This window comes from Christiangramia sabulilitoris (assembly GCF_007050985.1).
Lineage (GTDB): Bacteria > Bacteroidota > Bacteroidia > Flavobacteriales > Flavobacteriaceae > Christiangramia > Christiangramia sabulilitoris.
On sequence record NZ_VHSF01000001.1, the window covers coordinates 1,266,674 to 1,279,498 of the forward strand.

The 12,825-nt window shown below is 39.7% G+C and carries 9 protein-coding genes; 4 read left to right on the plus strand and 5 right to left on the minus strand.

The window, feature by feature from the left end; translation table 11 throughout:
• Window positions 1-113: 113 nt before the first annotated feature.
• Window positions 114-1,970: a CBS domain-containing protein gene (locus FGM01_RS05785; RefSeq protein WP_143410171.1), complete on the plus strand. Its 1,857-nt coding sequence runs from the start codon at window positions 114-116 to the stop codon at window positions 1,968-1,970.
• Between the two features lie 26 nt (window positions 1,971-1,996).
• Window positions 1,997-3,169: a succinylglutamate desuccinylase/aspartoacylase family protein gene (locus tag FGM01_RS05790; RefSeq protein WP_166435195.1), complete on the plus strand. Its 1,173-nt coding sequence runs from the start codon at window positions 1,997-1,999 to the stop codon at window positions 3,167-3,169.
• Between the two features lie 33 nt (window positions 3,170-3,202).
• On the opposite strand, the gene FGM01_RS05795 is transcribed toward FGM01_RS05790, so the two are convergent.
• The 3 genes from FGM01_RS05795 to FGM01_RS05805 are packed head-to-tail and all read right to left on the minus strand — an operon-like array spanning window position 3,203 to window position 7,660.
• Window positions 3,203-5,098 carry a M1 family metallopeptidase gene (locus FGM01_RS05795; RefSeq protein ID WP_143410173.1) on the minus strand — a complete coding sequence of 632 codons (1,896 nt, stop codon included), beginning with the start codon at window positions 5,096-5,098 and terminating at the stop codon, window positions 3,203-3,205.
• A 1-nt stretch (window position 5,099) separates the two neighbouring features.
• Entirely contained in the window at window positions 5,100-6,788 is a 1,689-nt protein-coding gene (locus FGM01_RS05800; RefSeq protein ID WP_143410174.1) for a S8 family peptidase, read from the minus strand.
• Between the two features lie 8 nt (window positions 6,789-6,796).
• The gene (locus tag FGM01_RS05805; protein WP_143410175.1) at window positions 6,797-7,660 is read right to left on the minus strand and encodes an MBL fold metallo-hydrolase; all 864 of its coding nucleotides are present in this window, start codon (window positions 7,658-7,660) and stop codon (window positions 6,797-6,799) included.
• 164 nt (window positions 7,661-7,824) lie between these two features.
• Here FGM01_RS05805 and FGM01_RS05810 point away from each other — a divergent pair, with 164 nt between their 5' ends.
• Window positions 7,825-9,693 carry a cation:proton antiporter gene (locus FGM01_RS05810; protein ID WP_143410176.1) on the plus strand — a complete coding sequence of 623 codons (1,869 nt, stop codon included), beginning with the start codon at window positions 7,825-7,827 and terminating at the stop codon, window positions 9,691-9,693.
• Here the strand turns inward: FGM01_RS05810 and FGM01_RS05815 are convergent.
• Window positions 9,690-10,454, minus strand: coding sequence for a YebC/PmpR family DNA-binding transcriptional regulator (locus FGM01_RS05815; RefSeq protein WP_143410177.1), 765 nt, complete (start codon window positions 10,452-10,454; stop codon window positions 9,690-9,692). The two genes, FGM01_RS05810 and FGM01_RS05815, sit on opposite strands and share 4 nt — an antisense overlap.
• A gap of 174 nt (window positions 10,455-10,628) precedes the next feature.
• Here FGM01_RS05815 and FGM01_RS05820 point away from each other — a divergent pair, with 174 nt between their 5' ends.
• Window positions 10,629-10,787: a four helix bundle protein gene (locus FGM01_RS05820; RefSeq protein WP_143410352.1), complete on the plus strand. Its 159-nt coding sequence runs from the start codon at window positions 10,629-10,631 to the stop codon at window positions 10,785-10,787.
• 209 nt (window positions 10,788-10,996) lie between these two features.
• Here FGM01_RS05820 and lepA read toward each other — a convergent pair whose 3' ends face one another.
• Entirely contained in the window at window positions 10,997-12,793 is a 1,797-nt protein-coding gene (gene lepA, locus FGM01_RS05825; RefSeq protein ID WP_143410178.1) for a translation elongation factor 4, read from the minus strand.
• Between the last annotated feature and the right edge of the window lie 32 nt (window positions 12,794-12,825).

Below are 12,825 nucleotides of genomic sequence, written 5' to 3' on the forward strand. Positions count from 1 at the left end.
TTCAATATGCCGTAAAAGTAGCAATTCCACGAGGAAATAAAATAAATCAAACATGACAGGAATCATTTTTTTATTCTTTGATTGTCAGTTACTTGTAATTATAATTTATAAGTATGGGAAATCTGGAAGTTTTGGTATTGGAAAAAAAGAAAGACAGGGCAAAGTATGTGCACCAGCTTATTAATGATCTGGAAGCCCTTGAATATATGATCAGAAATGGTTTGATCGAAAAAGAACCTGTCAGGATTGGTGCAGAGCAGGAGTTTTGCCTCGTCAATAATTCTTTCCTGCCTGTTAATACCTCCATGGGAATACTGGAAGGTCTTAATGACAATCATTTCACCACTGAAATTGGTAAATTCAATCTTGAGTTGAATCTGGACCCACTGGAACTGGGAGGAGACTGCTTTTCCAGACTGCATAAAGATGTAGTAACATTTCTGGATAAGGCCAAAGAGATCGCAAAAAAACATCAATCCAGGATTTTATTAACCGGGATACTTCCCACCCTCAGGCTAAGGCATATTTCTGAAGAATATATGACTCCAAAAAAACGATATTTTGCTTTGAATGAAGCTATAAAAAGATCCCGGCAACAGGATTTTCGTATTCATATCAAGGGCGTGGATGAGTTAAATCTCTTAAACGATTCTGTTATGCTGGAAGCCTGTAATACCAGTTTCCAGATGCATTTACAAATTAATCCAGATGAATTTATAGATAAGTATAACTGGGCCCAGGCTATTGCAGGTCCTGTACTTAGCGCATGTGTAAACTCCCCAATACTCTTTGGAAAGGAATTATGGTCAGAAACCAGGATCGCAGTTTTCAATCAAAGTACAGATACCAGGGCGAATTCGTTTGTTCTAAATGAAAAGCAGGCCAGGGTAAGCTTTGGATCACATTGGGAAACCAAAGGTATCTCAGATATTTTTAAGGATAATATATCCAGGTTCCGCAGTCTTTTAACTTCAGATTTTGAAGTCGACAGTATGCGCCAGCTCGCAGATAATAAGATCCCGCATCTGAAGGCACTAAACCTGCATAATGGTACGGTTTACAGGTGGAATAGGGTTTGCTATGGAGCAGCCGGGAATAAAGCTCATGTTAGGATAGAATGCCGCTATATTCCTGCAGGTCCCAGTGTGGCAGATGAAATTGCCAATATGGTATTTTGGGTAGGTCTAATGCAGGGACAGCCAGAGGAATTTAAGGATATCGCCAATAAAGAAGATTTTAAGAATGTAAGGGCGAATTTCTACAAAGCCGGAAGAACAGGATTGGATTCAATTTTCACCTGGAATGACAGGCAGATTTCAGCCAAAGACCTGATCTTACATGAACTTTTACCTATTTCGAGAAGAGGCCTGAAAAATTCAGAAATTTCAGAAGCAAATATAGATCTATACCTGGGAATTATTGAAAAAAGATTAAAATCATGGAATGGAGCCGAGTGGATGGTAAAGAGCTACAGAAATCTTCAGCATAAGAAAAAACCGCTTGAAGCAGTGCAGGTATTGACAGCTTATATTTATGAAAATCAGGAAAAAGATCTACCCGTACATAACTGGCAGATCCTGCAGCCAGAGCTTCAGACACATTTTCATATTCAGAGAATAGTCAAACATAATATGAATACCAATATTTATACGGTTGATGAAAAAGATAGTCTTGAACTGGTCATAAATATGATGCAATGGAATAATATACATCACATGCCGGTCATTAATTCTAAGAAAATGCTGGTAGGTCTGTTAAGCTGGAAAGATGTGGAAAAGTTTATAAAGGATACGGGATCCCGGCATCAATGTGTGAAGCAAGTGATGAAGAAGGATCTAATTACCACGACTCAGGATAAACCTTTAGAGGAAGCTATAGAGCTTATGAAGATTAATGAAATTGGGTGTTTGCCGGTAATTAACAAAAATAAACTAATTGGTATTTTGACCAGGAATGATATTCACACATGACCCGGAATTTTTCAAGCCTACCTGAAATGAAAGAAACCAGGAACCCCAGACTTCTTAAAGTAGTCAAAAGAGCAAGCCAATCTCCTGCAATTATATTTTTTGCCGGTATTCATGGTAATGAAAAGGCCGGATATACCGCAATAGAAGAGGTTTTAAATGAAATAAAAATTGAAGATATTCAGGGAAGTATCTATGCGATCGCGGGTAATTTAAAAGCGCTTTCAAAAAATAAGAGATTTCTGGATTATGATCTAAACCGAATGTGGACCTCAGCCCGCATGGACAAAAGGTCCTACGAAAAGAAGATTTACCGGGAAGATGAGGAACAACTTGAAATTCAAAAAATTCTTGACGAAATTATTCAAGAACAACATGCCCAGCTATATTTTATAGATCTGCATACCACTTCCAGTGATACTCTTCCATTTATAACCATCAACGATAGCCTCATTAACCGCAGGTTTTCAAGACTTTTCCCGGTTCCTGTAATTCTTGGGATAGAAGAATACCTGGAGGGACCATTATTAAGCCATATCAATAAAATGGGTTATGTTTCCCTGGGATTCGAATCTGGACAACATGCATCTAAACAGGCTATAACCAATGCCCGGGCTTTTATAAGACTGGCCCTGCATTTTGCCGGGGTATACAGCTTCGAAAATAGTGAAGAGGATTTTAGAAGCCTGCGTATATCTGCGAAAGAGAATGAGCATTTTTATGAAATCGTGTATCGCTACAATATTTTAAAAAATGAACATTTTAAAATGAAACCCGGTTTTTCCAGTTTTGAAGTTCATCAAAAAGGTACATTACTAGCAACTAGCGATGACAGGGATATTTATCTTTCTAAAAAGGCCACCCTATTTATGCCGTTGTACCAGAAAAAAGGAGAAGATGGCTATTATCTAATCCGGAAAATTAATCCCATTTTCTTGAGCTTGTCTGCCTGGTGCAGAAAGATCCAGGCAGATGGAGTTTTGGCTGTTTTACCCGGTGTTAAATGGGCAGATGCAAATAGATCTGAATTGCTTATAGATCTTAAGATTGCCAGGTTTCTGGCCAAGCCAATCTTCCATTTATTGGGCTATCGGAGTAAAGAAACTGGTCCTCATTTTTTAAAAATATCCAGCCGGGACAGAGTATCTAAAACCTGGTTATACGAAGACCAGTACTGGTACAAAAAAAACCCTTTCCGTTGAGAAAGGGTTTATGAGTTTCAATCTAAAAACAGATTAATTGCTGGAAGATCTTTGTTCAGGATTTTCAGAACCCCTCCATTTATTGTTGGAACGATCTATATCTGCCATTAACTGAGAAGCATCGATCTCAATACTTTCAATTTTTGATTTAGCAACCGGGATCTCCAACTCATATTCAGGGAATCCCCAGGCCCAGTCTTTAACCACGGTTCTGTTCGATCCTTCTTTCGCAGGTTTTTCCCACCTCATCATTTGTAATGGAATATAAAATGTTTCAGAAGTTCCATCCTTATAAGTTACATTAATATCTAAAGGCATTGGCATTAACGCTTTTCTTTGTAAGCCAACCTGGGTAGTTTCCTCCTCACCTTCAACAGAATCTATGGCGTAATCTATGGTATTCGTAGTCTGCGTCCAATCTTGCAGATACCAATCCAGCTCGGCCCCTGAAACCTTTTCTGCTATCCTGATAAAATCATTAGGGGTTGGATGTTTGAACTTCCATTCGTCATAGTATCTTTTAAGGGTCTTAGCTAAGTTTTCCTCTCCAATGATATACCCTAATTGTGCCAGGAATACTGCTCCTTTAGAGTATGCAGATGCTCCGTATAGGGCATTCATGGCATATCTGTCTGCATGGGTGGTTTGGGGTTGTTCCTTGCCAGATCCGGCTAAATAATTGTAACCCCTGTAAGATCCCTTGTGTGGATTTTCAGCATTGGTACCAAGCACAATATTTTCAGCTTCAGAAGAAATGTAGGAAGTAAAACCTTCATCCATCCATTCGTGAATACTCTCATTGGTCGCTAAAAGGTGCTGAAACCAGGCATGAGCCATTTCATGTGCCGTCACCCCTACCAGGCTGCCGAAAGATCGTTCTCCGGTGATCAATGTAAGCATGGCATACTCCATTCCACCATCACCACCCTGTACTACTGAATATTGATCCCATGGATATGGTCCAATATGTTCATTGAAATAAGCCAGTAATTCTGCAGTTTTAGGTTGTAGATTTTTCCAGTTTTCTTTGATGTCTTTGTTATCCTTGTAAAAGAAATGAAGAACAGTACCATCTTCTGCGGTAAGTTTATCATGGATATATTCAGGATCTGCAGCCCAGGTAAAATCATGAACCTGCGGGGCTACAAAATGCCAGGTAAGTTTATCACCTTTGATCTTAACCCTGGTACCTTCTTTTTGGTAACCATGACCAATCTCCTGCGGGTTCTGAAGGTATCCCGTGCTCGCAACAGTATAATCTTTATCAATGGTTAATTTTACATCAAAATCTCCCCATACCCCGTGAAATTCGCGGGCGATATAAGGATCTGCATGCCACCCCTGAAAATCATATTCGGCTAATTTTGGATACCACTGGCTCATGGAAAGCGCAACTCCTTCAGTATTATTTCTACCAGATCTTCTTATCTGCTCCGGTACCTGACCTTCGAACGTCATATTGAAGGTGGTTTTTTCTCCGGGAAGAATTGGCTGCGCCAGTTCTACTTCTAATACTGTTCCTGCTACCTCATAGGTTAAATTTTCACCGTTCTGAGTGAGCGAATTTACCTTTAAATAACCCTGTTGTGCCGGTGAAAGCCCCGTGATCCTGCTAACGATCTCGGGATTTTCTTTAGTTCCCTTATTCATGGTCATCCTGCCATCGGGATCTGGAACACTTTCCAGGCGCGCGTTCATTTCGCTATCTGGCTGAAAGGCATTGAAAAAGAGGTGATAAAATACTCTGTTTAGGGTATCTGGAGAATTGTTGGTATAAACCAGTTCCTGAGTACCGGTATATTTAAAGTTCTCAACATTCATATCTACTTCCATGGCATAATCTACATGTTGCTGCCAGTAAGAAGTATTGTTCTGGGCCTGTATAAACCCTGTTGTAATTAATAAAAGGCTAAAAAATATTTTTTTCATTTTAATTGCTTTTTGAGATTTGGTCGGCTAAAATTAATGCGTTGTACAGGTTGGCCATTTTTCCTGAGGTTGAAAGGTTCTGGAATTTTTTGGTATTTGAATTGTCCCCGGCTACGATCACTGTTGCGTTAGTAGTTAAACCGCTGTCCATGATCACCTGCTTAACCTGGGCCGCACTTAATTTAGGATAATATCCTCTTATAATTGCTGCAATACCTGCAACTGCCGGAGAAGCCATAGAAGTACCCTGTAAATATTCATACTCATCATTTGGAGTGGTAGACCATATTTTGGTACCTGGAGCGAAAACATCTACGTTGGTTTTTCCGTAATTTGAAAAATCTGCCACCAATCCTGCACCGTACTCATAATTTAATGCCCCTACAGTAAGAAAATTATCTGCGATTTCCTGAGTATTTACGGGATCCTGATCATTTGGGTAAACTCTTTTAGTATCGAGGTCCAGGCCTTCATTACCGGCAGCATTTACAATTAGCACATCATTTTTAGCAGCATATTTAATCGCATCTATAACCCATTCAGGGTTAGTAGAGAAATATTTTCCAAAACTGGTATTGATCACTTTCGCACCATTATCTACGGCATACCTAATTGCAAGGGCAATATCTTTATCGTATTCATCACCATCTGGCACCGCTCTAACCGCCATAATTCGTGCATTGCTCGCGATTCCTTTTAAACCGATGTTATTGCTGCGGTCTGCGGCAATTATTCCGGCTACATGGGTTCCATGTTTTGCATTTTTCTTTTTATCTGAGCTGGGTCCCGAAACCTGGTTATTACCATAGTTTACATCTGTAATATCATAAGGATCATCCCCGGTTTTAGCACGGCCGTTCAGGTCCAGGTTAAAATGGGTGGTTAACCTGTCTTTGTAGTAATCTATAGCCTCCTGCAGTTCGCTAATAGCTTCCGGTATATTTTCATTTATATTATACTGGATCTGGGAGAGTATGGATTTATACTGTTTCATTTCCTGAGTTTCAGCCTTAAATTCTGAAAGCTCTTCCTTGGTATAATCCTCTTTACCTAATTCGCTGGAGATAGCATTATGTGCAGTCAAAATCTGCTCTTTGATCTGCAGGTACTGGTCACGGGTTTGAACAGATTCCTGGTACTCCTTTTCGTATTCGGCTTTTGCCGCTTTATACAGGTTGTATTCCGCACGATCTGCTGTACTTACACTGCTATCAGACTTACCTTCATATTTAGGTTTAAGTCTTTTATAGATACGGGTGTATTCCATGTTTTCTGCTACGGCATCGCCAAGAAAATTCCATCCGTGGATATCATCTATATAACCGTTCTTATCATCATCTTTTCCATTGCCTGGAATTTCATCAGAATTGGTCCAGATCACCCCTTTCAGGTCTTCATGATCAATATCAACCCCGCTGTCCACAACTCCAACGATCACCGGAGAGGGCTGGTTGTTTTTGATTATTTCGGCATAAGCCCGGTTTACGCTCATTCCCGGAATAGTATCTAAAATAAGGTCCCGGTTGGTCCAGTCCTTTAATTCTGAATCTGAGAGATCCCTTACTTTTAAAGGGATGGAATCTATTTGTTTTACGGGTGTAGAAACAATTTTTGGGGCCGTACTGCTACATCCGGTAATAATTCCGGCAGCAAGCAGCGATAGAAATGGTTTAAAAAAAGGTATTTTCATATTTGGATTTAGTTAAATATTTCAGCGAAAGTATGGGTTTTGTCAAGTCTCACCCCTTTCTCTGTATGTTTTAAGGTTATAATTTCATTATGAGCATCATGTTCCAGGAATAGGTAGTAGTTTTCGCTGGCCGCAGTCTCCAGGAAATTCTTTTTTTCCGGAAGGGTTAGCAACGGCCTGGTATCATAACCCATCACATAAGGTAAAGGAATATGACCGGCTGTGGGTAAAAGGTCGGCCATAAAAACCAGTTTCTTCCCTTTATAATCTATATGCGGGATCATTTGTTTATCTGTATGTCCATCTACAAATAATACGCCAAACCCCAGCTCCTTGTAGTTTTGTATACGATTATCTCCTTCTCTTTTCAGGAAGTTCAACTGTCCGCTTTCTTGCATGGGAAGGATATTTTCTTTTAGAAAAGATGCTTTTTCCCGGGCATTGGGTTTAACAGCCCATTCCCAGTGCTCTTTGTTGCTCCAGAACCTGGCATTTTTAAAAGCAGGCTCATAACCGGTCTTGTTCTTATTCCACTGAATACTTCCGCCACAATGATCAAAATGCAGGTGGGTCATAAAAACATCGGTGATATCATCTCTATGAAAACCATATTTTTTGAGGGATTTGTCAATGCTGTGATCGCCCCACTGATAATAATAACTAAAGAATTTTTCGCTTTGCTTGTCCCCCATTCCAGTATCTATTAGAATTAGCCGGTCGCCATCCTCAATTAGTAAACACCGGGCTGCGATATCTATCATATTATTGGAATCGGCAGGGTTTGTCCTGTTCCAGAGGCTTTTAGGGACCACTCCAAACATAGCGCCGCCATCAAGTTTAAAATTTCCGGCTTCTATTGGATATAGAGTCATGGTTAAAGTTTTTACAAATTCTCCGCAAAATAGAAAAAGTTAAAGCCTTTTCGAATTATTTTCATTTCATTTAACAGGATGTTACTATAGAAAGCCTTTATGTATAAAGCTTTCAGAATAAAACATTTTTAATATTTTTAGCTTTTATAAGTAAACTAAACGGTATGATAGAATTAGCAGGAATAGTGATTTTAGGTATTCTGGCCCAGTGGTTAGCATGGAGATTTAAAATTCCGGCTATCCTGCCGCTAATACTTATTGGACTCGCTGTAGGTCCTGTTTCGACCTTTTATACTGCAGACGGTTCAAAATTAATAGAACCAATATGGAATGGAGATTCGGGATTGTTTCCAGGTGATAGCCTGTTCTATTTTGTCTCCCTGGCAATTGGGATCATACTTTTTGAAGGTGGTTTGACCCTGCGAAAAGGTGAAATACTGAATGTAGGACCTGTTATTCTAAAACTTATCACTGTTGCGGTGATAGTAACCTTTTTTGGTGCCGGGATTGCTGCTCACTTTATTTTTGATCTAAGCTGGCAGATTAGTTTCTTGTTTGCAGCATTAATAATCGTAACCGGTCCAACGGTAATAACCCCAATCCTGCGAAATATTCCATTAAAAAAGGATGTTTCGGCTATTCTGAAATGGGAAGGTATCCTGATAGATCCAATTGGAGCTTTGGTTGCGGTACTGATGTTTGAATTTATTAGTGCCGGTACAGGTACAGAATTCACAGAAACAGCTCTGTTGGAATTCGGTAAGATTGTGCTGTTCGGATTTACTTTCGGATTTACTTTTGCCCATGCTCTCGCTTTTGCGATCAAGAAAAACGTGATCCCTCATTATCTATTAAATGTCTTAACCCTGGCTACGGTACTGGGAGTTTTTGTGCTGGCAGATCTGTTTGCTCACGAAAGCGGACTTCTGGCAGTAGTAGTGATGGGTATGGTTATGGGAAATATCAATCTACCTAACCTCAAGGAACTGCTTTATTTTAAAGAATCCTTGAGTGTCCTCCTTATCTCTATTTTGTTCATTCTTCTGGCGGCCAATATCAATGTAGAAGACCTGCTACTGGTATATGATATCAAAGCACTTATTTTATTTGCCATGGTGGTTTTAGTGATAAGACCTTTGGGTGTATTTGTTAGTAGTATAGGCTCTTCTTTAAAAACCAATGAAAAACTTTTTATCAGCTGGGTAGGCCCCAGAGGTATTGTGGCTGCGGGTATTGCTTCCCTTTTTGGGCTGGAACTGGCCAACCAGGGAGTGGCGGGTGCTGAATATATTACTCCGCTGGTATTTATGATCGTGCTGGGAACTGTATTGTTAAATGCGACTACGGCCCGTTTATTTGCTCAACTGGTAGGGGTCTTTTTAAAGAATTCTCAGGGTATCTTGATCGTTGGAGCATCAACAATTTCAAGATTGATTGGTTCATATCTCAAGAAGAATGAAAGACATGTCGTTTTAGTTGATAGTAATGGATCTAACATTAAAAAAGCAAGGGAACTTGGCTTGGATGCGATCCAGGAAAATGTATATTCAGACGATCTTATTAATAATATAGAACTTAGTGATGTGGGTTATTTAATGGCAATGACCGGGAATACGGAAGTAAACCTTAATGCTATTGAAAAATTCAGGAAGCATTTTGGTGAAAATGGATCTTTCAGGGTAGTTTCTTCAGACGAAATGTATGATCCCGAAAATAATCCCAAGGAAGGCCTGTTCTCACAGACAGATGATTATATCAAACTAACGAATCTCGCCAGAAAATATCCATCAATTCACGAGCTGGAATTAAACTCTAAAGAACATTATGAAGGCTTAATCGAGATCAGTAAAACAGATCCTGATATTATCCCGCTTTTTGTGAAGGATACCGAAGGAGAGCTGAGTATTATTCCTTCTAATAGTATGGAGGTGGAGATCGAAGAAGGCTATTTACTTGTATATCTGGGTAAGCAGATCGAAAATGGTGAAAGCGAGGAAAAAGAGAATATTGAAGAAAATATAAAACAGGACTAAGCCTGCTCTTTTTCCATTTTTTCAATTAGCTCATCTGTGATTTCCAGATTGTGATACACGTTCTGTACGTCATCGTCATCTTCAAATTTTTCTACAAGGTCGAGTATTTTTATGGCATCATCCACAGGTAACTCGACCGTATTTACAGGAATTCGTTGTACTTCTGAATTCTTCGGCTCTAGGTTGAGCTCTTCCAGCTTGGAAGACATGCTGCCAAAATCAGTGAATTCTGTATATATAGTAAGATAATCATCTTCCTTTTCAATCTTGCTGGCACCACCTTCTATAAGCTCCAGTTCAAATTCCTCCGGGTCCATTTCGATCTGCTCTTTTTCTAGGACAAACACTCCTTTTTTGTCGAAAAGAAACTCTAAAGACCCGTTAGTGCCCAGACTTCCCCCATTTTTTGAAAATATGGAGCGAACTGAAGCAACCGTTCGGTTGGTATTATCTGTCGTACACTCCACAAAAATAGCAATGCCGTTAGGGCCGTATCCTTCAAAGGTGACCGTTTCATAATTATCGGCATCTGCGCCACTGGCTTTTTTTATAGCTCTTTCTATAGTTTCCTTAGGCATGTTTACACCCTTGGCATTCTGAATGGCATTTCTAAGGGCAGGATTTGCTTCCGGATCTTCGCCACCTCCCTCTTTTATCGCCACTGTGATCTCCTTGATCGCCCTGGTGAATTGTTTGGCTCTCTTCTTATCCTGTGCTCCCTTTCTGTGCTTTATATTCGCCCATTTACTATGTCCGGCCATTTTTAGAAATAAGTTTATAGTTCGTAGTTCGGAGAATTCCGATTCTTTAGAAAAACAAATTTAAAAAAACTATAGAGAGACTTAAAATAGAAATCTAACTAACTGAAAGTTTATGGGTTAAGAAGTATATTGGTTATAAAGAACGTAAGAATGGGTTCTTTAATCTATAATAGTATGGAATATTTCAATTTTGAAAAACTCGAGGTTTATAATAAATCAATATTATTTACCGATTTAGTATACCGAATTACCAGAGGCTTTCCACGGGAAGAAATATATGGTTTGACCACTCAATTTAAAAGAGCAGCAAATTCAATTTCATCATATTGCTGAGGGTACTGGAGGTTCCATAAAGTTTTGCAGATTGCTTGTATCTCTTTCAATTCTTTGTGGGAATACGGAAAAATACAGGTACTGAAGATCAAACGCAAAAGCGTTCAAATTTGACTGAGATATCAAAAATGATATCGGGTCTTAAAAAATATCTTTTAAGAGAATAATCTATCTATGAATTCTGAACTAAAATCTCTGAACTACAACAATTAATCGTTCAGCTTAAGAACCGCCATAAATGCTTCCTGCGGAATCTCTACATTTCCAACCTGGCGCATACGCTTCTTACCTTTTTTCTGCTTTTCCAAAAGCTTTCTTTTACGAGAGATATCTCCACCATAACATTTAGCGGTAACATCTTTACGAAGAGCTTTAACGGTCTCTCTGGCGATGATCTTGGCTCCAATTGCAGCCTGGATAGGAATATCGAATTGCTGGCGGGGAATAAGCTCTTTTAGCTTCTCACACATTTTCTTACCTATATCGTAAGCATTGTCAACATGTAATAATGCTGAAAGTGCATCTACAGTATTACCATTCAATAAAACATCAACTTTTACCAGTTTAGACTGGCGCAAACCTATTGGAGAATAATCGAAAGAAGCATATCCTCTTGATACAGTTTTTAGTCTGTCATAAAAATCGAAAACGATCTCTGCCAAAGGCATGTCAAAAGAAAGTTCCACTCTTTCTGTGGTAAGATAAGTCTGGTTGGTGATCTCTCCCCTTTTTTCAATACAAAGTGACATTACATTACCAACATAATCGGCTTTTGTAATGATCGTAGCCTTTATAAAAGGTTCCTCCACGCGGTTCAAACTTGATGGCTCGGGAAGATCTGATGGATTGTTTACCAGGATCACATCATCGGGATTCTTATTGGTATAAGCGTGATAAGATACGTTAGGAACCGTAGTAATCACGGTCATATCGAATTCGCGTTCCAGTCTTTCCTGGATGATCTCTAAATGCAGCATTCCCAGGAATCCACAACGAAAACCAAATCCAAGCGCCGCAGAGCTTTCAGGAGTAAAAACCAGTGAAGCATCGTTTAGCTGAAGCTTCTCCATGGAAGCTCTCAACTCTTCATAATCTTCAGTATCCACAGGATAGATTCCAGCGAATACCATAGGCTTAACATCCTCGAAACCGGCAACGGCTTCAGTGGTAGGATTGACCGCACTGGTGATAGTATCACCTACTTTTACCTCACGGGCATCTTTAATACCGGTTATAAGATATCCAACATCGCCTGTTTTGATCTCTTTACGCGGAAATTGCTTTAAACGAAGTGTACCTACTTCATCTGCATCGTAGGTTTTATTGGTCGCTACGAACTTAATTTTTTCACCCTTTTTAATAGAACCATTGATAACCCTGAAATAGGTTTCAACTCCTCTAAAGGGATTGTAAACAGAGTCAAAGATCAGGGCTCTTAACGGCGCATCCACCTTTCCGCTTGGAGCCGGTACTCTGTGGATGATCGCATCCAGGATCTCTTTGATCCCAAGACCTGTTTTGGCACTGGCCGGGATTACTTCAGATGGGTCACAACCTAAAAGATCTACGATATCATCGGTAACTTCTTCCGGATTCGCACTTGGAAGATCCACTTTATTCAACACCGGAATGATCTCGAGATCATTCTCCAAAGCCAGGTATAGGTTTGAAATTGTCTGGGCCTGGATACTTTGTGCAGCATCCACTACCAGTAATGCCCCTTCACAGGCGGCGATTGAACGGGAAACTTCATAAGAAAAATCCACGTGTCCGGGAGTATCAATAAGATTCAGAGTATATTCTTCACCTTCATGCACATAGTCCATTTGTATGGCATGACTTTTTATGGTGATGCCGCGCTCACGTTCCAGATCCATGCTGTCCAACAGCTGTTCCTGTTTTTCCCTTTCAGTTACCGCACCGGTATAATCCAATAAGCGATCTGCTAGGGTACTTTTTCCGTGATCGATATGTGCAATTATGCAAAAATTCCGAATATTCTTCATCTTCAAGTTTTGAATCCATTTTCCACTGCAAA

Coding starts and splice junctions, on each gene's coding strand:
- FGM01_RS05800 (WP_143410174.1), bottom strand. CDS start 6,788: ATGAAAATACCTTTTTTTAAACCATTTCTATCGCTGCTTGCTGCCGGA.
- FGM01_RS05815 (WP_143410177.1), bottom strand. CDS start 10,454: ATGGCCGGACATAGTAAATGGGCGAATATAAAGCACAGAAAGGGAGCA.
- FGM01_RS05785 (WP_143410171.1), top strand. CDS start 114: ATGGGAAATCTGGAAGTTTTGGTATTGGAAAAAAAGAAAGACAGGGCA.
- FGM01_RS05795 (WP_143410173.1), bottom strand. CDS start 5,098: ATGAAAAAAATATTTTTTAGCCTTTTATTAATTACAACAGGGTTTATA.
- FGM01_RS05810 (WP_143410176.1), top strand. CDS start 7,825: ATGATAGAATTAGCAGGAATAGTGATTTTAGGTATTCTGGCCCAGTGG.
- FGM01_RS05805 (WP_143410175.1), bottom strand. CDS start 7,660: ATGACTCTATATCCAATAGAAGCCGGAAATTTTAAACTTGATGGCGGC.
- FGM01_RS05790 (WP_166435195.1), top strand. CDS start 1,997: ATGAAAGAAACCAGGAACCCCAGACTTCTTAAAGTAGTCAAAAGAGCA.
- FGM01_RS05820 (WP_143410352.1), top strand. CDS start 10,629: ATGGAATATTTCAATTTTGAAAAACTCGAGGTTTATAATAAATCAATA.
- lepA (WP_143410178.1), bottom strand. CDS start 12,793: ATGAAGAATATTCGGAATTTTTGCATAATTGCACATATCGATCACGGA.